The sequence below is a fragment of the Streptomyces sp. NPDC042201 genome (genome assembly GCF_055582185.1).
Genome location: NZ_JBVJDS010000003.1, coordinates 474,532 through 495,105, shown reverse-complemented (window position 1 = coordinate 495,105; position 20,574 = coordinate 474,532). Strand labels below are relative to the sequence as shown.

The following is a 20,574-nucleotide window of genomic DNA, read 5'->3' as shown; positions in this document are numbered from 1 at the left end:
GCCGGGTTCCGCGGGCCCGGGGACTGCGGACGGCCGACGTGCCGGTCGACGGACGGCGGGTGGTGGTCCGTGTGCGGGTGCGGCGCTTGGTGTGTCCCACGCGCGGCTGCCGGCAGACCTTCCGCGAGCAGATGCCCGGGGTGCTGGAGCGTTACCAGCGACGCACGGCCCGCCTGGCCAGGCAAGTCAAGGCTGTGGTCAAGGAGTTAGCGGGCCGGGCGGGAGCTTCCAGTCTTGACGACAGCTCGGTTTCAGGGCGGTGTGGTGACCGGCGCCGGCCGACTGCGGGACGCGCATCGGCGGCGCTTGTCGGGAAGCAGCTGGGTGATGCCCTGACCGTCGCAGTGCTCCAGCAGGGGCACGGTGACGCGTCGGGTGGTGTCCAGGGCGCGGCTCGCCGTTCCCACGGTGAACGGCTGGTCGAGTTCGCTCAGCCGGTCGGCCGCCAGCCGGGGGGCGTCCGGTAGCAGCACCACGTGCTCCGCGAGTCGCAGTACCGCTCCGTGGCGGACCGCCGTGGCGAGCTCGCGCCGGCCGAAGCCGAGTTCCGCGAGCTGCTGGGCGTGGGGCGCGGCGAAGGGCCGACGGGCGAGCTCCGTGGTGAGACGGTGCACCGCGTCCGCCACAGCGGCGGGCAGTGCCGCAGGCCCGGCGGTCACGCGCCCGCGGCTCATCCGCAAGGGCGGCGTGACCAGTGCCTCCACCAGGGAGACAGCCGGCAGCCCCAGACGGTGCCGAGCGGCCTCCACCGGCATGCCCTCCTCGGTGGGCCGCTGGGAGCGGTACGCCGTGACCAGTTCGGCCAGCCGGGCCCTCAGCGCGGTCCAGTGGGCGGGGTCCGCAAGCCAGTCGCCCGCGACCGGCGTGGTGTGGACGGCCACCCCCATCGCGGTCAGCTCCCCGCGCCTGACCAGCAGCCGGCGCCGTAGCTCGGCCGCCTCGCCCGGAGTGCCGCGAGCGTCGCCGAGGTCTGCCGCGCGCCGTGCCGCGGAGCCGCGGAGCCGCAGTTCCGGTGGCTGGGGGTCGAGCACCTCCAGGCCGGCCAGCACACGCCGCAGACCGGGATCGCGCAGCACCGCGCGGTCACCGATACGGAGGGGCAGTGGCGCCGGCAGGGTCAGCCGGACGATATCCCCACCGAGCGGCCGTACGCGTACGGGCACGGCCGCCGAGCCGATGTGGGCGACAGCGGTGCGGGGCAGCGCCGCGGCCGGTGTTCCGCCGTGTACGCGCACGTCGCAGTGGAGGCAGGGGAGGAAGCTGTCGGGGGTGAGCAGGGCGTCGCCGCGGCCCGTCGACTCCTTGTCGAGGTCCCTGAGGTTGACGGCGACCCGGGCGGTGGCCCGCACCAGATCGGTCTTCTCGCCGAGGGCCTGCAAACCCCTGACGCGCACGGGACGGCCGGTCCGGGCGGTCACCAGGACGTCGCCCCGGCGGATCCGCCCCGCACCGAGCGTGCCGGTGACCACCAGCCCGCTGCCGCGCACGGTGAAGGACCGGTCGATCCACAGCCGCACCGGGGAGTCGGCGTCCCCGTCCGGCAGCCGCGCGGCCAGCCGGCCGAGGGCGGCGCGCAACTCCGCGAGGCCCGCGCCGGTGCGGGCGCTGACGGCCACGGCCTCGACGCCGCCGAGGGTGCTGGACCGGATCCGGTCCCGCGCCTGCGCCGTGGCGGGGCCGGGGTCGGCCAGATCGCAGCGGGTGACGGCGAGCAGTCCATGCCGTACACCCAGGGCGTCCACGGCGGCGAGGTGCTCGGCGGACTGCGGCTTCCAGCCTTCGTCGGCGGCGACGACGAACAGCACGGCGGGCACGGGCCCCACGCCGGCCAGCATGGTGGGGACGAACCTCTCGTGTCCCGGGACGTCGACGAACGCGAGCCGTTCGCCCGATGGCAGATCCGTCCAAGCAAAGCCCAGGTCGATGGTCAGACCACGGCGCCGCTCCTCTGCCAGCCGGTCGGGGTGGTTGCCGGTCAGCGCGTGGATCAGTGTGCTCTTGCCGTGGTCGACATGCCCCGCCGTCGCGATGACCCGCATGATCACCGCCCTGCCGCGCGCAGCACCGCGGCAAGGATGTCGCCGTCGCACGCCTGCGGTACGCACCGCAGGTCCAGCAGCAGCCGGCCGCGCACCACCCGGCCGAGCACGGCCGGTTCACCGGTGCGCAGCGGCGTCGCCAAGTCGTCGGGGAGGCTGAGCGCACAGGACGGCAGGGCGGTCCCGGGGGCGCCGCCTCCTCCCACCACTGCCTCGCAGGGCACGACGCGCGCGTCCAGACCTCGGCGCGCCACGTCCTCGGCCAGGCGCAGCGTGCGGATGCGCAGCTGCGGCAGCGGCATGTGCACGGCTGCGTGCACGGGTGGCTCGGGACCGCGCAGTGTCGCTTCCAGCGCGGCCAGGGTGAACTTGTCCACGCGCAGGGCGCGGGCCAGCGGATGGCGGCGCATCCGCTCCACGACGGCGGCCCTGCCGAGGACCAGCCCCGCCTGCGGACCGCCGAGCAGCTTGTCCCCACTGGCGGTGACCAGCGTGGCGCCGGCGCGCAGGGCCGTGGCCGCGTCCGGCTCGTCCGGTAGCACCGGGTCAGGCGTGAGGAGGCCGGAGCCGATGTCGACCACCACGGGCAGGCCCAGCGACGCCAGTTCCCCGGCGTCCACTTCCCGGGTGAATCCGCTCACGGTGAAGTTCGACGGGTGGACCTTGAGGATGAAGCCGGTGTCCGGGCCGACGGCGTCCGCGTAGTCGCCGAGACGGGTCCGGTTGGTGGTGCCGACCTCGCGTATCCGGGCGCCGCAGGAGGCCAGCAGTTCGGGTATCCGGAAGCCGTCGCCGATCTCCACGAACTCGCCCCGGCTGAGCAGGATGTCGCGCCCCGGGGCCAGCGTCACCGCCGCCAGGGCCAGGGCGGCGGCTCCGTTGTTGACCACGTGCACGGCCTCTGCGGCCGGCACCGCTTCCCGAAGGGCCGCCATGGCGCTGCGGCCGCGCGACGCCCGTCTGCCGGTTCTCAGGTCCAGCTCGACGTCCGTGTATCCGCCGGCTGCCGCCATCGCCTCCAGCGCGGACCGCGACAGCGGGGCCCGTCCCAGATTGGTGTGCAGCACCACACCGGTGGCGTTGTGCACGGGGCTCAGCCCGGCCGCGCGGGCGGGGAGCGCGGCGAGAGCGGCATGGACCGCGTCACCCGGGCCGATCCGTCCGTCGCGTACGGCCTGCTGGGCGATGGCGACCGCGGCCTTGACGAGGGGCCTGCCCAGCCGTGCGGACGCCTCGCTCAGCCGGGGATCGCCGAGCAGCACCGTGGCGCTCGGCACCTGCCGCCGGGTGTCCGTCGGCGGCTGCCGCATCTTGTCAGCCACTCGCGCCACCCCGATCGAAGTCAGCGGAGGCGGACGGGAATCGAACCCGCCTGGCCCGGTTTCCGGACCACACCGATTTTGAAGATCGGGAGGGGCACCAGCCCGCCCAACGCCTCCGGAGCAAGATTGTGATCCCCGCACGCTGCTGGGGCAAGGGGTGAAATGATCGTCGTATGAAGACTGTTGGCCCCGCCGCCGGATCCGCCGCGCCCGTACGGCTGACCCAGTACGCACGCGGCGGCGGTTGCGCCTGCAAGATCCCTCCGGGGGAGCTGGAGGCGATGGTCGCGGGACTGCGGCAGCCCCGGAACCCCGGACAGGCCCTGCGCAGCGACGAGGACCGGCTGCTGGTCGGACTCGACGACGGCGACGACGCCGCGGTGGTGCGCACCGGTGACGGCACCGCCCTGGTGTCGACGGCCGACTTCTTCACGCCCGTCGTCGACGACGCCCGCGACTGGGGCCGAATCGCCGCGGCCAACGCCCTGTCCGACGTCTACGCGATGGGCGGCCGGCCCCTCGTCGGGCTCAACCTGCTGGGCTGGCCCCGTGACGTACTCCCCGCGGAGCTGGCCCGGGAGGTCCTGGCGGGAGCGCTCGACGTCGCCCGCAGCGCCGGCTGCCTCGTCGGCGGCGGCCACAGCATCGACAGCCCGGAACCGCTCTACGGAATGGCCGTGACCGGCCTGGTGGATCCGGACCGGCTGCTGCGCAACGACGCCGGCCGGCCGGGTGTGCCGCTGACGCTGACCAAACCGCTGGGTGTCGGAATACTCAACAACCGCCACAAGCGGACGGGCGAGGTCTTTGCGCACGCCGTCGCCGTCATGGCGGCGCTCAACGACAAGGCCAGTGCCGCTGCCCTGGAGGCCGGCGCCGTGTGCGCTACCGATGTGACCGGATTCGGTCTGCTCGGCCATCTGCACAAACTGGCCAGGGCCAGCGGCGTCACGGCCGTGGTGGACGCCGCCGCCGTCCCCGTGCTCGACAGCGCCTGGGAGTCCCTGCGGGCCGGGTACGTCAGCGGAGGCACCCGGCGCAATCTCGACTGGGTGAGTCCGCACCTGGACGCGGGACGGGCGAGCGACGACCAGTTGCACCTGCTTGCCGACGCGCAGACCTCCGGCGGACTGCTGGTCGCCGGGGAGATACCCGGACATCCGGTCATCGGGGAACTGGTGCCCGCCGTGGCCGGCACCACGCTGGTGATCCGCTGAGCGCTGCGGACGGCCGCAGGTCCGCGGGCGAGGCCCCGGGCCCGCGGCCGGCCCGCTACCGGTAGCGGATGTGCAGGTGGTTGTCGTGGTTCGGGTAGCTCGTGGTCAGTCCTTCCGAGATCAGCTGCGGATCATTGAAGAAGATCAGCTGGACGTGGCCGGGGGCCTTCGCCCGGATCTCCTGCACGAGCCTGCGGGTGGCCGCGCGGTCGTAGGTGCTCGACTCCCAGGTGATACGCCCCGCGGTGCACTGCGCCGAGTCGGTGCGGGCCGGCCACACGTCGATGTCCATCCCGACATCGTGGCTGCCGTGGCCGGGTATGTCCCCACCGTGCTCGAAGCCCGCGTCGCCGACCGGAAGTCTGCCGTTCCCGGTGGTGGCGAACGTGGCGGCGGCGGCCTCCAGCTGGCCGACGGCGCCGGCTGTCGCCCAGTGGGCGCCCGCGTTCCCGTCGGGACTCTGGGCGCACATCGAGCCGCCGCCGAAGCCGATGTTCTCGTAGTGCCACAGCAGGTTCTGCCAGGTGGCCGGCCCGACGACGCCGTCCGCGCCGATTCCCGCATGGGACTGGAAGGTGCGGACGGCGGAGTCGCTGGCGGGTCCGAAGGCCCCGTCGACCGAGAGGCCGGCGCCCCGCTTGGCATTGAGCAGCGACTGGACGGCCTTCACCGCCGGCCCGTTGTCGCCCTGTCGTACGGTGACGGCGAGCGCGCCCCAGGTGGCGGGCCCGACGATGCCGTCCGCGGCCAGGCCCTTGGACTGCTGGAAGCCCACCACGGCGCTCTGCGTGCCCGAGCTGAAGACGCCGTCCACCGCCACGGAGCGGCCGTGCGCGGCGAGCAGATGCTGCAGCGCGACGACGTCGGAGCCCCGGTTGCCGTTGCTCGTCAGCGGGAACGCGGCCTGCGGGAACGCCTGCGCGGGGACGCCCAGTCCGAAGAGCAGGCCCGCCACCGCGGTCAACAGCGTGATGATGCGTGCGAGTCGTCTCACGATTCCTGCCTCACTTTCCTGTTCGCTTCTCGGCTCACCTTCCTGCTCACTTTCCCGACTGAAGAGCGCCCCAGGTGGCGGGGCCGACGATGCCGTCGGCGCCCAGCCCGCGCGAGGACTGGTAGTCGCGTACGGCCTGGCCGGTGCCCGAGCCGAAGGCGCCGTCGATGGCCACGGTCCGCCCGAGCGCGGCGGTCAGGGCGCGCTGCAGCCGGGTGACGGCCTCTCCCGTCGAGCCGTTCTGGATGGTCGGGGCGGATCCGCGGGACAGCAGAGCCGTCCAGGTCTTCGCGCCGACCACACCGTCCGCCGTGAGCCCCTTGCCGGCCTGGAAGTTCCGACTGGCGGTGGTGGTGGCGGGCCCGAAGATCCCGTCCGGGGTGCCCGGGTCGAAGCCGGCGGCCTTGAGCAGGCACTGGGCCGCCTTGACCTGGTCTCCGGACGAGCCGCTCTGGACGGTGGTGTACGCGGTGAAGCTGAAGTTCACCCCGGTGCAGGTGGACGGGGGCGGGGTGCCGTTGCCCACGTCCAGGTAGTCGCGGTCGATGGTGATCGAGTAGCCGCCGTAGGACTCCGTGACCTCACCCGCGTACTGATGGATCCGCTGGTGGTTGGACCAGTAGGTGGACGGCACGTAGGAACCGGTGTTGGTGTCGGCGGCGCCGTTCCACCACGCGTAGAAAAGGTGGTCGACCCGCGTGTAGGCGCTGTTGTTGTACTCGCTGGCGGCGTCCTTGATGCCGGAGGCGGCGCTGGAGTAGAGGCCCGACAGATAGCCGCTGCTGTGCAGCCGCTCGGTCCAGCCGGACAGGTACGACAGCACGGCCGCCTTGCAGGAGGCCGTGGAGCTGTACGCCTCGATGTCGCTGTAGAGGGCGCTGCCCGCCGGGATACCGAGGTTCGACGCGGCGGTGATGGCGCCGGCCGCGGCGGAGACACCCTGGGACTTGGCCGTGGCCGGATCGGTGGAAATCGTCAGCGAGTAGCTGGTGCACGGTGCCTGGCGGCCAACGTCGATGGGGAACAGACGCCATCCGTTGTTGGTCTGGCTGGTCACCCAGCTCGCCGTCAGATTCGGCTGGGCGCAGCCCCGGAAGGAGCCGCTGATGTAGACGCCGACCGCGCTGTACGGCGAGCTCGCCTGCCAGGCGTTCATAGCGGCTTGCGAGGGCGCGGTACAGGCGTCGAAGCCCTTGCCCAGGTAGCTGCCCGGTTGCGGCCCGGCCGCGGCCAGGGGGGTGGCGTCGGACCGCTGAGCCGCGCGGGGCAGCTCGGTGCGCTCGGCGCCCTTGGTGAGGTCGGCCGAGGCGAGAACGCCGCGCACCAGGCTCTCGGTTTGCGGGGTGTGGGCGGCGGTCACGAGGACGCCGGCGTCCTCGACCGCGATCTGGATGGTGTCGTTGCTGGACGCGGCGGTCGGAACGGTGGCCTTGCCGCGCTGGGTCCGCGCGGTCGCCGCCGTCGCCTGGCCGGCGGAGCGGGCGGTGATGGGCTCCACGACGATGCCCGCCGCACGGCCGACGACTCCGGCGGGGCAGTCGTTCTGGTCGGCGGGCTCGCCCAGGTAGACGGCGGGTCTGTCGAACCGGAGGCAGGCGCGCGGGTTCTCGGCCAGATCGACCACCTGCCATTCGGCGGGCACCTCGATACGGTAGCCGTGGTAGGTGACGGTCTGCCTGCTCTCGGGCGGGGAATCGGCCAGGGCGTTGCCGGGTACGGCGAACGCGCCGATACCGGCGAGCACCGCCAGCAGGGCCGTTCCGGCGCGGGCGCGCCAGGGGGTGCGGGACGACATCAGGGCACTCCTACTCGAAAGTGGGGGAGAAAGTGTGGGGGGGAGCGGCGCGGCCAGGGCGGGCCGCTCCCCCCGGGCCGGAGGCCGACCCGGGGTAGGTGGACTGCTGTGTGCGTGGGGACTTGCCGGTCAGACGCCGCAATGGGGCGCGGACCAGGAGCGGCTGGTGCGTCCGTCCACGTGGGTGTGGTCGTTGTGGTCGGGGGCGGCCGTGGCCAGCGTGCGACCCACGGCTGCTGTCGCGGTCATGACAACAGCAAGAACGAGTTGCGTCGTACGCCTCAACATCGCGCCTCCGTTATGAGTCCTTCCCGATTCCCGGCGAGAAGGCCGAGGCGAGTTTGACCTCCACGACCGTTGCCTGTCCACACCTCCACCATCTGCCACAGGACCAGACCTCCGGCACAACCGGCCTGCAGGCCACGGTCGTTGCGAGTACAACCTCCGTGCCCTGTCACGACATCGGGCGATGACGCTATCGGAAGATCGCGCAGGCGGCAGCGGCGATCAGCACGGAGCACAGGACGGTCATGCCGCTCAGCCGCCGCGCGAGCAGGCCGTCCCAGCGCTCCCCGTTTCCGGAAAGCCTGCGCAGAGCCGGGGTGAGTGCCCGGCCCGCTCCGAAGCCGAGTCCGGCCGCCAGGGCGGGCGCGTAGGAGCCCCCGGACAACAGCACCGCGACCGCCATCGCGTACGGCGCACTCGCCGAGACATAGGTACGCACGCCCGTACCGAGCTCGAAGCCGAACTGCAGGGCGCCGCGCGCCAGATGGCGGCGCAGTACGTCCTGCGGTATCTGCCGGGCGTTCTGCGGCATCCGTAGCGGCAGCTTGCCCGCGTCGCGCAGGGCGGCGAGCAGCGCGACGGCCACGATCAGCCCTTTCCGCACGTCGGCCGGGAGCGGTGTGAAGAGACCGGACAGGAGCCACAACACCCCGGCCGTCAGCACCCCGCCGACCAGCAGGCCGACGGTGAACACGCCGAGGACCAGCGCCTGTCTGTACGTTGCCCGCCAACCTGGCGAGGCCAGCGCGAACGCGCTGTTGCGCGTTCAAACGGAGCCGGAGAGCGAGTAGCCGGCCAGACCGCCGGTGATCGCCCAGGTCAGCATGGGGGCGTAGAGGGCGGCGGCGATCACCGCGATCCCCAGGGCCGCCAGGGGCAGGGCGGGATCGGTGAGCAGCGCCCGTACGGTACGGGCGCCGCTCGGCCAGGCCGCAGGACGGCCGGACTCGCTCATCTAGACGGTCCCGGTCAGCGTGAGCCAGGTGTTCTGACCGACCACGCCGTCGGCGGTCAGGCCGTGCAGCGACTGGAACGAGACGACGGCCTGCCCGGTGAGCGAACCGAAGTTGCCGTCGACCGTCAGTGCGGAGCCGTGCTTGTTGAGCTGCCGCTGCGCGCCGCGTACGGCATCGTTCACGTCTCCTTGGCGCACGGTGACGACCAGTACCGGCCAGGTGGCCGGGCTGACGCTGCCCGTGGGGCTGAGTCCGTTCGCCGACTGGAACGCGTCGACCTGCGCCTCGGTGCCCGGCCCGAAGATGCCGTCGGCAGCCGCCGGATGACCGTGGTAGGTGAGCAGGTGCTGGATGGTGTGGACGTCGGGCCCGGTGGCGCCGCGACCGAGGGTCGGCCAGCTGATGGAGCCAGGGCAGTCGCAGTCGGTGGTCCAGCGGCAGATGGACTTCACCCAGCCGGAGCCGGTGTTGCGGTACCCGTCGTGGCAGCGCCGCTCGATACCGCAGCCGCAGCTGCCGCAGGCCGCGCTGTAGCGCCACAGCCAGCCGTCGTAGGTACCGGCGTAGCACTGGTTGGGCCGCAGCGTCCAGGTGACACCGTCCGACCGGTGGAAGCCGGTGTTCGTCCCCGATGTCACGCACGCGTCGGCATAGATGGTGCTGGGCCCGCAGCCCGGGGAGCAGTTGTGGTCCTCGGCGTAACTCGGGCACGCACCGGTCCAGATGTCGTAGCCGTCGGCATATGCCTGCCGGGCGGCGGTGAACACCCCCAGCGCGGCAAAGCCCACGGCGGTCGCCGCCTGCAGCACTGTGCGTCTGGACGGCGCGAAGGATGGAAGAGCCCCGCGCCTGGTCCGGGACCGGCGGCCACCGCTCCCGGAGTGGCGCAGCGTGGGCACGTCGTCCAATGAAGTCACGGCAGGCTCCTCGGCGTTGCGGGTTGGATGTCGTCGAGCAACCGCAACAGCGCGGTGGGTGAACCGAGCGGCTCCGAACGCGCGATCCGGCCCTCCGGATCGATGGCCACCGCATAGGGGGTGGCGGGGATGTCGTAGGCCGTGAACAGCTCCGGACGGTGATCCCTGACCGGGACGGCGCCTTCGTCGGCCTGCGGCCCGGCGCCCGCGTAGAACCCGAGCACCTGCGGGGCGGCGGCAGCGCCCTGGCGGATCGTCCAGGCGCCGGCCTCGGCGAGCACCTGGCCGCAGGTGCGGCAGTCGGCGTCAAGGAAGAGCAGCAGCGCGGCGCGGCCCGGCGTCAGGAGGCCGTCGAGCCCGGCCGGATCGAGCCCGGGCGCCGATGCACCGGGTGCGATGCCCACCCGCCCGGGGTGGTGCGGCTGCGTTTGTGACAGCTGGTGCACCTGCCTGATCAATCCCGAGACGACCAGCGCGAGCAGCGCGATCGCCGCCCACGAGGCGATCACAGCGCTGGTGGTGAAGTCCATCGCGTCGACACTCCTTCGGCAGTCCGGTGCACGGTGGTCTCGGTCGGCTGGTGAACAGTGGCCCTGGTCGGCAGGTGAACGGATGCTGCGGTCGGCTCGTGCATGGCAGCGGGCAGGGACCACAGCAGCACGGTGCAGGCAGAAGCCGCGAGCATCAGTGTGATCAGCTCCGCCGCGGAGAGCCGTACGGGGCCGGCCCCGGCGATGACCGCGCCGGCCAGCGCGAGCCCGGCGAGGGCCACGGCTCGCCGCGTCACCCAGCGGCTCAGGGGCACATCCTGGCGTGAACAGCCGCACGGCCCCCCGCGGCCGAGGGCGAGGACGTGCCGCGTGTAGCCGGCGTAGAGCCCGAAGAGGGCGGTCCCCGCGGCGAGTACGGCCTGCAGCCCCCGCTGGTGACCTGTCAGCAGCGCGGCCGCGCCGACCGCCCCCAGGGCGCCCTCCGCGAAGGGCAGGACGGCGGCCGCGAACCGGCGGAACCGCGGGCCCAGCACGCCGTGCACCCGCAGCGCCTCACCCAGGGCAGCCGGACGGGCGGCGTGAGAGCCCGCACCCATGAACAGGCTCAGTATGACGATCGAGGCGGTCAGCCCGCCGTAGAAGCCGATCACCGCCGGCTCACCCGGTGTGCCGCAGCGCGAGACGCCCGACGAGCTCGGGCACCCGCTCGACGCGAGTCGACGCCAGCGGCACCAGCGTGGCCCAGATCTCGGTGGAGGAGAGCACGAAGAACGGGCTGCCGTCGGAGAGCGTGTCGCGGAACAGTTCACCGGACGCGACCGTCACCCCCTTCCAGGGCGGAAGCTGGGCGGTGTGCTCCTTCGTCCGCCGGGACAGCTCCAGCAGCCCGAGGCCGGGCACCTCCTTGATCACCGTCGCGGGCCGCGCGAAGGCGCTTCCGGCCGACGGATCCGGCTGGAGGGTGAGCCCGTACTCGCTCTCCGCGATACGCACCGACCGGAGCAGCCCGAGCACCTCGGCCACGCTCAGGCCATAGAGCCGGGTCACGAGTGCGTGGCGCCGGCCGCGCCACACGACAAGCGATGGCCGCTCCACAAGCCCTGAGCGCGGCTCGCGCTCGATCGACTGGAAGATGCGCAGCGTGCCCTTCTGGAAGGTGAGCTCGGAGTCGGGTGACGCGATGCCCAGGGAAGCGGCGACATCGTCCCCCAAAGAGGCCGGCCCGGCGGTGAACTCGACCAGTCGGCCACCGACCACCACCTCGACGGCCGAAGTACACGGCGACTCGAGGTCGAGGTCGCCCTCCAGGTGATACGTCCCGCCATCGAGGGCGCGATGAGTGACGAACGATGCGACCATGTGCATCCTCCCGGGGAGGGCGGGGGTCTGTGTGACACCGCTGCCGCAGGGGAACCTAGACAATGGTCATGGCCCTGTCAATCACACCGCCCGGCGGGGGTCGCCTGCCGTGCCGACGAGCCCGGGGGGGTAGCGGGCGCGGAGGAGGACGAAGGGCACTCGGCGACCGGCTCGGACAGGTCGCCGGCGCTCACGGTCGAGGACACCAGGGAGCGCAACCCGAGCTCCAGCAAGGATGGAACCCGGCGGCGGAGGTGGCTGCGGCCCCGGTCGTTCGTGCCGGCCTGACGATCATTGGAACCCAGGCAATCCGGCGGGGCTTCGTCGTCGTCCCACACGCTCTCACACGGATCTCACCGACTGTGCGGACTCCCCCGGACCACGAGGCCCCGACCTGGCATCGAGCTCCCGCCCTGGATCGGCCGGACGTCCCTGGACAGTCCCTATGACGTGTGCCATGTGGGACCTGCACAGCTCAGGGGCAGCCGCCACCACCCCGCCTGGCCGGCCTTGCTGTCCGTGGCCGGATGCAGATGCCGCCGGAAGCACGGGCCCCTTCAGGACGGCATCGGTGTCCGTGCCGGCTGGTTGGGCATCAGCGGTTCCTGCACCAGTGCAGAAGCCCGGCCTTGACGCAATACGCACTAAAAGCCCTCACTCTGCGACCAGCCAACTCGGAGCATTCCGCGGGCGCGTGACGACACGGCTGTGTCCTCGCACTGGACGTACTTGGACGACTCCGACAACGCGGCGAGGTGCCGCCCGCCGCGGCAGCGGCTGATGTCACTGCGGCGTCGCGGGCCCGCGAAGATCGACCGGACAGGGCCTAAGGGCTGTCCCGTAATCCGTGGCGGGCGCACGACGACAGCTACGGCACCTCGCTGCGTTGTCGGAACGCCCGAATACATCCAGTATGCGGACGTCCCTCCGCCTTGCGATGCTCCCCCGTAGCCTTGACGGCACGGGAGGTACCCCCTCCATCTGACGCCGTGCGCTGATCCACCACGGATTACGGGACAGCCCTTAGGGGCGCGGCCCGATGGTCCTTCCCGTGGCGCGGTCCGTGACGGTGATCGCGAGGACGGGGCACGAGTCGGCGGCGTCGAGGAGCGTCGCGTCGGGGCTGTTGTCGGCCGCGCCGGGCAGGACGAGGGCGGTGTTGCCCGGCAGCGCGAAGTGGTCGGGCACCAGCGCGACGCACATGCCGGAGCCGATGCACTGCCCCTGGTCGACGGCGAGGTGCCAGGCGGCCTCCTCGCCGTCGGCCGGGGCGCGGGCGGTCACCAGCCCACCACCATCCGTCTCGGGGCGCGGACGAGCATCCCCTCTTTCCACACGACCTCGTCGGCCACGTGCAGACGAGGCATCGTGGTGACGAGTGCGCGCAGGGCCTCCTGCAGTTCCATCCGGGCCAGCGGCGCGCCCAGGCAGTGGTGGACGCCGTGGCCGAACGTCACGTGCTGGTTGGCCGGCCGGTCCAGGTGCAGCGCGTCGGGGTCCTCGAAGCGCGCAGGGTCGCGGTTGGCCGCGTTGGTCGCCACGATCACGGGCTCCCCGGCCCGTACCAGCACCCCGCCGACCTCGATGTCCTCGGTCGCGTACCGGGCGAAGGCACCCCCGACGATGAGCGGCACGAACCGCATCAACTCCTCGACGGCGGCAGGGATCAGTCCGGGGTCGTCCCTGAGCCGCCGCCACTCCTCGGGGTGGTGCAGCAGCACGTGGACGAAGTTGGGGATCTGCGAGGCGGTCGTCTCGTGGCCCGCGATCAGGATGCCGACGCAGAGGTTGACCAGCTCCTGCTCGCTGAGCCGGTCCTCGACGTCCCGGGCGGCGATGAGCGCCGAGATGAGGTCGTCCCTCGGAGCGAGGCGCCGCGCCGCGACGTGGCCCGTGATGTAGTCGCGCAGCGCCAGCATGTTGGCGAACTGCTCCTCCTGCATGAGCTGGTTGGTGGACAGCACGCCGTCGCTCCACTCCCGGAACCGCGGCCGGTCGGCGGCCGGCACGCCCAGCAGTTCGCAGATGACAGCGACGGGCAGCGGCAGCGCGAAGTCCTCGACCAGGTCCGCCGTGTCGCCCCGCGCCCTCAGCCCTGTCAGCAGCTCGTCGGTCAACTGCCGGACCCAGGGCCGCAGGCGCTCGACGCGCTGTTTGGTGAACGCGCGCGAGACGAGGGTGCGCAGCCGGGTGTGGTCGGGCGGGTCCATCGACAGGATGCTGTCCGCCTCGACACCGGCCCCGGGGGTGTGCCGGGGTTCGTCGTGCTCCTGGGCGAGGGCGCGGGAGAAGCGGTGGTCGCTGAGGACGGCGCGTACGTCAGCGTAGCGCGTGGCCAGCCACGCGGGCTCACCGTAGGGCATCTGGACGCGGATCATCCCTCCGAACGCCCGGGCCTGGGCGTAGGCCTCGTGCATGCCGAGGCCGGGCCCCCTGTTGAAGGGATAGGAGACGGGGACAGGCAAAGTGGTGCTCGTCAAGAGAATCTCCCTCGCGGACGCGACGGTTGAGGAGGATCCGAGCGCGCTCGAAGGAGCCGAACGGGCTACGGCGGAGACGAACGGGCTGGTTGGCCACGGGAGATGCGTCCCGAGCAACCGCTCACCACGCTAGGTAGACGGGTCGCGTGGCGTCAAGATCGCCTCACGGGGCGCGCAGGCAGCCGCCGGGTACGGGCCTGGTCAGCAGCGCGGATTGCCCAGCGCACGACCGACTCTGACACACCGACACCTGCGGCGAGATCGGATGTGCTTTGGTGCTACTCGGATCGATAGCGGATTGCTAAGCGCCGGCGCCGCATACCCACCCCATGTCCGCCGGTCCCGATGACGAGCCCTCGGTAGCAGCGGCCCGCCACGCCGGGAAAGGCAGCTCGACTTTCGGCACGCAGCCGTGATCGACCTGGACCAACGTGTTCGAGGCGAAAGTTCAGGGTTAGAATCAGCACTTTGCCGTTCGGACACAGACGCAGCCCATCCAGCTCCCTGGCGTGAGACACATTTAGCACAATAGTGGACGCCAAATCGTGCTGCGTCCAAGAGTTCGGATTCCCAACCTGCCTCGCAATGGCGTCCTGAACAGATGGATCAAGATCGACATTGAGCGAGTTGCTACTCATCATCATCCTTCACACGCCATTGCTATGCATGCAAGTCCGGGTCATATTTCGCGTCGCTCACGGGCACAGGGTCGGTGGGTGTCGGGTCGGGGAACAGGGTCAGTGCGTACATAGCGACCATGGCGACTCTCCTCAACGGGTTGGGTTGACGGTCTGGTTATGGAAAGAAGTGGCTGGGCGCCGCTGAGGCATCCGGGCCCGGTCAAGGATTTCCAGTGAGCAGCCGCACTGCACACGACAGCCGGGCGAGTGCCAACACGGTGCGACGGCCTGGCCATCCGGCAAGAGGCTCGTCGTGTCGACGATGACAACGCCGTTTCCTTCAGCTGGTGCGCTTACACACCGGCCGTGTCATGGTGGACGGCCTACCGGGCGCGCGGCTTCCCCGTTTGGTCAGAGCCTGTGCGCATACGTCGACGGTCGGTCGGTCCGCCATTGCCTCCATTGCCTCTCCCGGTTTCCGGGGTTGCCTGACCGCAGCCCCTTGTCAATGCCGCGGCCTTCTGCCATCAGCACTGTGAGCCCGCCAGTTGCCCGGCGGCCGGGAAGCGGTCCTCCAGCAGGTCGAACGCCTTCTGCGCCTCGGTGCCCGGCAAGGAGATGGACGTGGACGCGGCGCCGGAGCTCTGGGTGCCGACCACCCCGAAGACGGCCAGTGCCGCGATCCACAACAGGACGACGGGACGTCGGCGTCCGAAGGCCCAACGGCCCTCTTTGTACAGGAAAGTTGCCACGGAAGACTCACACTCTCTGGTGAGGAAGGACGTTTTTGGGCGTGCGGTGCCGTACGGGCGACCAAGGGGCCGACCGGGCACACGGAAGGTAGGGAAGTGGCGCTCAGCGGTCAGAGGACGGCCGGCGTGGTACCGGTATGCGGGAAGAGAGCCCTGCTGCACGGGGCGTCAAACGCCGGTCGCAGGGGCCTGGTTCAGACGGTGCCGGCTTCCCTGCCGACAGAAGCGGTGAGGGCGGGCAGGAGGATGTGGTCGATGACATCCTCGGCAAGCTGCGGGTTCGGTCCGTCGCCGGTGAGTAGCTGCTCGATCATCGGCGGGCCTAACAGGACCTGCACCGTCAGAGCGGTGGCGGGGCTGTCCATGATCTCCCCGCGCTCCATCGCGCGGGCCAGGATGTCCCGCGCCGTCTCCATCGCCAGGATCTCGCGCAGTGCCTCCATGAGTTGGCGTCAGGCCGAGAGGGATCCGGCCATGGCTGCGCGGATGACGGGGACGACGCCGCCGTCCACGAGCAGGTCGGTTCCGGTGATGAAGGACGCGGTGGGGCCGAGGAGGAAGGCGGCGGCGTCGGCGATGTCGGTGGGAGTGCCGAGCCGTCCGGTGCCGGAGTTCTGGACCATGGCACTTATCCGGGCACCGTTCCCGCCCTCGAGTTCCTGTCGGCCCATGGGGGTGGCGATCACACCGGGGCTGATCGAGTTGACGCGGGCGCCGCGCGCGCCCCAGGAGTGGCTCGCGGTGCGCACCTGGAGATGGTTGACGCGCTTGGCCATGGAGTACGCGGAGCCGGGGTTGAAGGAACTTCCGGCGAGGAACGGCAGTTGCAGCAGCGCGTCGGCGTCGGTCGCGGCCAGTTGCGCCTCTTGCTCGGGGGTCAGCGGGGCGCCCATGTGGCCGGCCATGCTGGAGATCACGACACCGGCGCCGCCGGGCGCGACGACCTTCCCGAACTCTTCGAGTACGAGGGCGACGCCCACCAGGTCGACGGCGAGGATGGCCTCGATCGGCGCCTGCTCCGGCGAGAGGCCCGCGGTGTGCACGACCTGAGTCACGGCGCCGGCCTCGCAGGCCTTGGCGGCGAGCGCGTGCACCGACGCGCGAGTGGCGACGTCCACCCGCGCGGTGATCACGGTGTAGCCGTCGCCGCGCATGGCGTCGGCGGTCCCTTCCAGAGTGGCGTCGTTGAAGTCGGCGAGCAGAACGGTCTTTCCGGTGCCCTGCCGACGGGCGATGGCCTGCCCCATTCCGCCCGCTCCGATGACGACGACTACTTCGGTCATGGTGTCTCCCTGGACTCTTTACGAGACGAATAGTCTCGTGAAGGGGAGGCTAGCGCACTCTGTTAACCTGCGCGAATGGCCCAGTCCCCACCCAAACGCCGCAACGCGGCGACGCACCGCGCGATTCTGGAGGCGACCCGCGATCTGCTGGTGGAGGGCGGGTTCGAGCGCCTGTCGATGGACGCGATCGCCGCTCGGGCCGGGGTGGGCAAGCAGACTCTCTACCGGTGGTGGGCCTCGAAGGCCTCCCTCGTCGCCGAGGCGGTCGTCGCCGACGTCTTCGCGGGCGACGAGACCACCGCGATCCCCAATACGGGAGACGTCGTCGCGGATCTGGAGAAGTGGCTCGGAGCCTGCGTACGGGTCTTCACCTCACGCGCCGCGCTCATCCGCGCCCTGACCTCCGCAGCCGCGGACGACCGCGGCGAGGCCCAGCGGCTCTACCGGCGCTTCGCCGGGCCGCACCTCGCCGCCGTCGTCGCCCGGCTGCACGAGGGTGTCGAGGCCGGCCAGGTCCGCCGCGACGCGGATGTCGACGCCGCCGCGGACGCGTTCCTCGGCTCCCTGCTCTTCCAGTTGCTCACCAACAACGAGGAACGCGCGGCCGAGCGCACCGCCGGTCTGCTGCGCCTCGTGCTGCCGGGGCTGCTCACGAAGTAGCCGGGCGTTCCGGACGGCGGCGGCGCAGGCCTCGGGGCCCGTCCGAAGTCGAGGCGGCGGCGCGCCGCCGCCTCGACTTCGGACTCCGGTCGCGGCCGGCGTACCGGAGATCCCCGGGCCCTCCGGCAGGGTGGTGCTCACACGAGGAACGACGTGCGCATCCGTTCGCGGTCGACGGCGGCGCCGGCGATGTGGACGGACTCGATCTTGCGGGTGTTGGTGATCGCGTCGAGGGGGTCGGCCGTCAGGACGATGAAGTCGGCGCGCATGCCCGGTTCCAGGGATCCCCGGTCGGTGAGCCCCAGCATCTGCGCCGGCAGGAGGGTCGATGCCTTGATGGCCTCCAGCGCGGGCATGCCCGCGTCGACCATGGCCTCGATCTCCCGGTGTTCGGCGAAGCCCGGGAACTGCGTCAGCACACCGGTGTCGGCCGACATCAGGACGGTGACGCCCGCGTTCACGTAGGCCATCAGCGAGGCTTCGAGAACCTGGTAGCCCCGGTTGAGTGCTTCCTTCATCTCGGCCGGGATGCCGGAGAACTGGCTGCGGATGAGGTCCCGCGCCTCGTCGCTGACGGTCTCGGCCAGCAGCGGGTCGTCGAGCCAGCGAAGGTTGTGCTGGAGTCCGCGCTGGATGCTCATCGAGGTGAAGACGAAAGCGCCCGAGTCCCGCAGGAGCGTGAGGAGTTCGTCGTCGGGTCCGGGCTCACGGACCATGTGGGCGGTGCCGTCCGCGCCCGCCCGGACGACGCCCTTGGCGTCGGCCAGCTCGTAGATGTGCGCGATCGCCTTCTTGCCGTGCCGGTGCGCCTCGTCCACGATCGCCTCGTACACCTCGGGCCCCAGCTTCTGCTTCGTCCCGTTGCGGTCGTCGACCCAGAACTTGATCACGTCCGGGTTCTTGGCGGCGATCTCGCGTACGGTCGCCCTCGCCTCCTCGGGGGTCGACACCTCCCGGATGACGTCGGGCGCGAAGAACGCACCGCCGTTCTCCGCGCCCGGTGTGGGGGCGGCCAGTCCGTTGGACGCGGAGAGCAGGAGCGCGAGTTCCGGGTCGTCCAGGACCCCGGCACGCTGGTCGTCACGTACCGCCAGCTCGATGTCGTCCCGGTCGGTCCCGAGCGACTGGAAAACACTGACGCCGTGATAGACGAACCGGCGCAGATGATCGATGACATTGGCGCGGTCGAAATGCGCCTTGTCCGTGCCGGTCCCCTTGTAGTAGCCGATATGGCCGTGCGGGTTCACGATCGTCGGCATGACAGTGCGGCCCGCCAGACTCACCAGGTTCGCACCGTCGGGGACGTCGACCTCGCCGTAAGATCCGGCCGCGACGACCAGCCCGTCGCGCACGATGAGCGCGGCGTTGTCGATCGGCTCTCTTCCGTCACCGACGATCAGCCGGAAACCGTGGAAGACGGTCGACGGAATACTGCGATTGTTCTGCGCTGCCGTTGTCAATGAATTCCCCTTCACAGATCTCGGCCCCACGACGGAATGGGATTTTCATTCGCGGAAACCGAGTGAGCAATGTGGTCTGTTTTCGCGCTCTACGTCATAGTTGGCGCATGGACGTAAGGCACCTTCGGTACTTTCTCGCTGTCGCCGAGACGCTTAACTACTCGCGTGCGGCGGAGCGGCTCGTGATGGCCGCCTCTCCCCTGAGTCGCAGCATTCAGCAGTTGGAGTCGGAGCTGGGTGGCCGGTTGTTCGAGCGGGGCACCCGTAAGGTCGAACTCACCCCGCTCGGCGTCGCGTTGATCCCGCACGCCGAGAAGACGATCGCCGACATGGATGCCTTGGTCCGCGACATGCGACGACGTGTGCAGGGCAGCCGCGAGATGGCGATCGGTATGCGCTCGCTGCCGCCCGAAGTGATCCGAGCCGTCGTCGACGATGTCGTCCATGCCGCCGATCCGGCGGCCCTGGTGCGGCTGGAGCCGATGGAGTCCTTCGACCAGATGGACCAAGTCGCGGGCGGACGGCTCTCGCTGGGGCTGGTGAACCGCCGCTCGGAGGACCGCCGTCTGCACTTCCTGCCGGTGGTCAGGGAGAAGACGGGACTCGCGCTGCCCGACCGACCGGAGTACGCAGGGCTCGACTTCGTCCATCCGAAGGATCTGGCCGGGCTGCGTCTGCTGTTGCAGCCCGGCGTCGAATCCCTCGCCGCCGGCCTCGAACCCTTCCGCGATGCCGCGATCGATGTCGTGCAGACCACCACCAGCATCGTGGGCGGTCTGGCCGCGGTGATCGCCGAGGGGGGCTTCTGCTGCCTCACCCCGGCCAATCCCTCCGCACCCTGGCACCGGTTCCTCGCCGGGGATGGCGTTGTGGTCCGTCCCCTGGCCCTGGAGCAGTTCCACTCCACGACGTATCTGTGCTGGCGAACCGACCGCGACAACGCCGACGACCTGGGGCCGTTCATCGCGCTGGCACGCGAGCGCTTTTCCGAGCCGATGGACTTGTGAAGCCCGGACGGGTCAGTCCTCGGTAAGCCCGTACTTCCTGGCGTCCTCGCGGACCTGGGCGACGCCGAGGAAGGAATCGAATCCCACGATGGCGGGGATCCCGACAAGGCGCTCCTCAAGACTCACGCTCGTCTTCTCCTTGGCCAGCACGGAGAAGACGTCCCGGTAGGCCGCCTGGGCGGCGAGGTGGGAGAGGCCGTAGTAGAGCACGACCGCAGTGCCGTCCGCCTCGTAGTCCTCGGACGTCAGGCCGGGGAAGTCCGGGGCGACGAGCGGCACCGTGGCCTCCCTCCGGAGGCGCTGCTTCTGCTCGGCGTTGAGCACGCCGGCCATGAACAGCCCGTCGGCGCCCGCTTCCTGGTAGGCGAGGAGGCGATCGATCGCGGCGTCGGGGCCCTCCGAGCCGGCGGAGTCCGTGCGGGCGATGACGAGGAAGTCCTCGGACGCGCGTGCGTCGAGGGCGGCCTTGATCTTGTCCACGGCCTTGCCGACGGGGATCACCCTCGGCTTCGACGTCACGTGCTTCCCGAACTCATGGTCCTCGATGTGAGTCGCGGCGGCGCCCGCCCGTTCGAGCTGTCTCACCGACCGGGCCACGTGGAGGGGGTTGCCCCAGCCGCCCTCGCCGTCCACGATGATCGGCACCTCGATGATCGAACTCAGCCGGCGCACCTGGTCGGCCATGTCCTCCACACCGATGTAGCCGATGTCCGCGACGCCGTACCGCGTCGCGCCTGTGGCGTAACTGCCGATGTAGGCCGCTTTGAAGTCGAATTCCTTCAGCACGAGGGCCGAGATGCCGTCGTAGATCGACGGAACGATGAGCGGAGCATTCTCGGCGATGATCTGCTTGAGCGTGTTGGGCATACGAGGGCTTCTTTCTGGTTCCTGATGTTGATCGGCTGTCGGAGGTGACGCTGTCGGCGGGACTCGTACG

The 20,574-nt window shown here is 70.9% G+C and carries 19 protein-coding genes, 1 tRNA gene and 2 pseudogenes; 4 read left to right on the top strand and 18 right to left on the bottom strand.

Annotated features, from left to right (window positions below):
- Positions 1-32 precede the first annotated feature (32 nt).
- Positions 33-236 (top strand): annotated as a pseudogene (locus ACZ6MZ_RS09640) (ISL3 family transposase); the annotation flags it as partial.
- 15 nt (positions 237-251) lie between these two features.
- Here the strand turns inward: ACZ6MZ_RS09640 and selB are convergent.
- From selB to ACZ6MZ_RS09625, 3 genes are all read right to left on the bottom strand, one after another.
- Positions 252-2,039 (bottom strand): selenocysteine-specific translation elongation factor, encoded by a 1,788-nt coding sequence (gene selB, locus ACZ6MZ_RS09635; protein WP_469350848.1) that lies wholly within the window; start codon positions 2,037-2,039, stop codon positions 252-254.
- A 2-nt stretch (positions 2,040-2,041) separates the two neighbouring features.
- On the bottom strand, positions 2,042-3,349 hold the full coding sequence (selA, locus tag ACZ6MZ_RS09630; RefSeq protein WP_469351118.1) for an L-seryl-tRNA(Sec) selenium transferase: 1,308 nt from the start codon (positions 3,347-3,349) through the stop codon (positions 2,042-2,044).
- A gap of 35 nt (positions 3,350-3,384) precedes the next feature.
- Positions 3,385-3,478 (bottom strand) — tRNA-Sec (locus ACZ6MZ_RS09625).
- Between the two features lie 56 nt (positions 3,479-3,534).
- Here ACZ6MZ_RS09625 and selD point away from each other — a divergent pair.
- Positions 3,535-4,578 (top strand): selenide, water dikinase SelD, encoded by a 1,044-nt coding sequence (selD, locus tag ACZ6MZ_RS09620; RefSeq protein ID WP_469350847.1) that lies wholly within the window; start codon positions 3,535-3,537, stop codon positions 4,576-4,578.
- A gap of 55 nt (positions 4,579-4,633) precedes the next feature.
- Here the strand turns inward: selD and ACZ6MZ_RS09615 are convergent, their stop codons facing one another.
- The 13 genes and pseudogenes from ACZ6MZ_RS09615 to ACZ6MZ_RS09555 form a co-directional block, all read right to left on the bottom strand.
- Positions 4,634-5,572: a peptidoglycan-binding domain-containing protein gene (locus ACZ6MZ_RS09615; RefSeq protein WP_469350845.1), complete on the bottom strand. Its 939-nt coding sequence runs from the start codon at positions 5,570-5,572 to the stop codon at positions 4,634-4,636.
- Between the two features lie 46 nt (positions 5,573-5,618).
- A complete protein-coding gene (locus ACZ6MZ_RS09610; RefSeq protein ID WP_469350843.1) occupies positions 5,619-7,367 on the bottom strand; it encodes a glycoside hydrolase domain-containing protein in 1,749 nt (582 codons plus the stop codon).
- Between the two features lie 475 nt (positions 7,368-7,842).
- Positions 7,843-8,346 carry a hypothetical protein gene (locus tag ACZ6MZ_RS09605; protein WP_384186931.1) on the bottom strand — a complete coding sequence of 168 codons (504 nt, stop codon included), beginning with the start codon at positions 8,344-8,346 and terminating at the stop codon, positions 7,843-7,845.
- 72 nt (positions 8,347-8,418) lie between these two features.
- Positions 8,419-8,607 (bottom strand): hypothetical protein, encoded by a 189-nt coding sequence (locus ACZ6MZ_RS09600; protein ID WP_384186934.1) that lies wholly within the window; start codon positions 8,605-8,607, stop codon positions 8,419-8,421.
- Complete coding sequence (locus tag ACZ6MZ_RS09595; RefSeq protein ID WP_469350841.1) at positions 8,608-9,525, bottom strand: peptidoglycan-binding domain-containing protein; 918 nt, start codon at positions 9,523-9,525, stop codon at positions 8,608-8,610.
- Entirely contained in the window at positions 9,522-10,055 is a 534-nt protein-coding gene (locus tag ACZ6MZ_RS09590) for a thioredoxin domain-containing protein (RefSeq protein ID WP_469350839.1), read from the bottom strand. The genes ACZ6MZ_RS09595 and ACZ6MZ_RS09590 overlap by 4 nt, the downstream gene beginning before the upstream one ends.
- On the bottom strand, positions 10,031-10,666 hold the full coding sequence (locus ACZ6MZ_RS09585; protein ID WP_469350837.1) for a MauE/DoxX family redox-associated membrane protein: 636 nt from the start codon (positions 10,664-10,666) through the stop codon (positions 10,031-10,033). The genes ACZ6MZ_RS09590 and ACZ6MZ_RS09585 overlap by 25 nt, the downstream gene beginning before the upstream one ends.
- 7 nt (positions 10,667-10,673) lie before the next feature.
- Positions 10,674-11,375 carry a hypothetical protein gene (locus ACZ6MZ_RS09580; RefSeq protein WP_384329175.1) on the bottom strand — a complete coding sequence of 234 codons (702 nt, stop codon included), beginning with the start codon at positions 11,373-11,375 and terminating at the stop codon, positions 10,674-10,676.
- Positions 11,376-12,398: 1,023 nt separating this feature from the next.
- Positions 12,399-12,659 carry a ferredoxin gene (locus ACZ6MZ_RS09575; RefSeq protein ID WP_469350835.1) on the bottom strand — a complete coding sequence of 87 codons (261 nt, stop codon included), beginning with the start codon at positions 12,657-12,659 and terminating at the stop codon, positions 12,399-12,401.
- Positions 12,656-13,855 carry a cytochrome P450 gene (locus ACZ6MZ_RS09570; protein ID WP_469350833.1) on the bottom strand — a complete coding sequence of 400 codons (1,200 nt, stop codon included), beginning with the start codon at positions 13,853-13,855 and terminating at the stop codon, positions 12,656-12,658. Before ACZ6MZ_RS09570 ends, ACZ6MZ_RS09575 begins: the two co-directional genes overlap by 4 nt.
- Positions 13,856-15,029: 1,174 nt before the next feature.
- Positions 15,030-15,227, bottom strand: a pseudogene (locus ACZ6MZ_RS09565) (hypothetical protein); the annotation flags it as partial.
- Positions 15,228-15,421: 194 nt separating this feature from the next.
- On the bottom strand, positions 15,422-15,670 hold the full coding sequence (locus ACZ6MZ_RS09560; RefSeq protein WP_469350832.1) for a TetR/AcrR family transcriptional regulator C-terminal ligand-binding domain-containing protein: 249 nt from the start codon (positions 15,668-15,670) through the stop codon (positions 15,422-15,424).
- 9 nt (positions 15,671-15,679) lie between these two features.
- On the bottom strand, positions 15,680-16,510 hold the full coding sequence (locus ACZ6MZ_RS09555) for an SDR family oxidoreductase (RefSeq protein ID WP_469350831.1): 831 nt from the start codon (positions 16,508-16,510) through the stop codon (positions 15,680-15,682).
- Between the two features lie 75 nt (positions 16,511-16,585).
- On the opposite strand from ACZ6MZ_RS09555, the gene ACZ6MZ_RS09550 reads away from it, so the two are divergent.
- Positions 16,586-17,170: a TetR/AcrR family transcriptional regulator gene (locus ACZ6MZ_RS09550; protein ID WP_469350829.1), complete on the top strand. Its 585-nt coding sequence runs from the start codon at positions 16,586-16,588 to the stop codon at positions 17,168-17,170.
- Positions 17,171-17,307: 137 nt separating this feature from the next.
- On the opposite strand, the gene ACZ6MZ_RS09545 is transcribed toward ACZ6MZ_RS09550, so the two are convergent.
- Positions 17,308-18,630, bottom strand: coding sequence for an amidohydrolase family protein (locus ACZ6MZ_RS09545; protein WP_469350828.1), 1,323 nt, complete (start codon positions 18,628-18,630; stop codon positions 17,308-17,310).
- A 62-nt stretch (positions 18,631-18,692) separates the two neighbouring features.
- Between ACZ6MZ_RS09545 and ACZ6MZ_RS09540 the strand changes: the two genes are divergently transcribed.
- Positions 18,693-19,637: a LysR family transcriptional regulator gene (locus tag ACZ6MZ_RS09540; RefSeq protein ID WP_469350826.1), complete on the top strand. Its 945-nt coding sequence runs from the start codon at positions 18,693-18,695 to the stop codon at positions 19,635-19,637.
- Positions 19,638-19,649: 12 nt separating this feature from the next.
- On the opposite strand, the gene ACZ6MZ_RS09535 is transcribed toward ACZ6MZ_RS09540, so the two are convergent.
- The gene (locus ACZ6MZ_RS09535; protein ID WP_469350825.1) at positions 19,650-20,504 is read right to left on the bottom strand and encodes an isocitrate lyase/PEP mutase family protein; all 855 of its coding nucleotides are present in this window, start codon (positions 20,502-20,504) and stop codon (positions 19,650-19,652) included.
- Between the last annotated feature and the right edge of the window lie 70 nt (positions 20,505-20,574).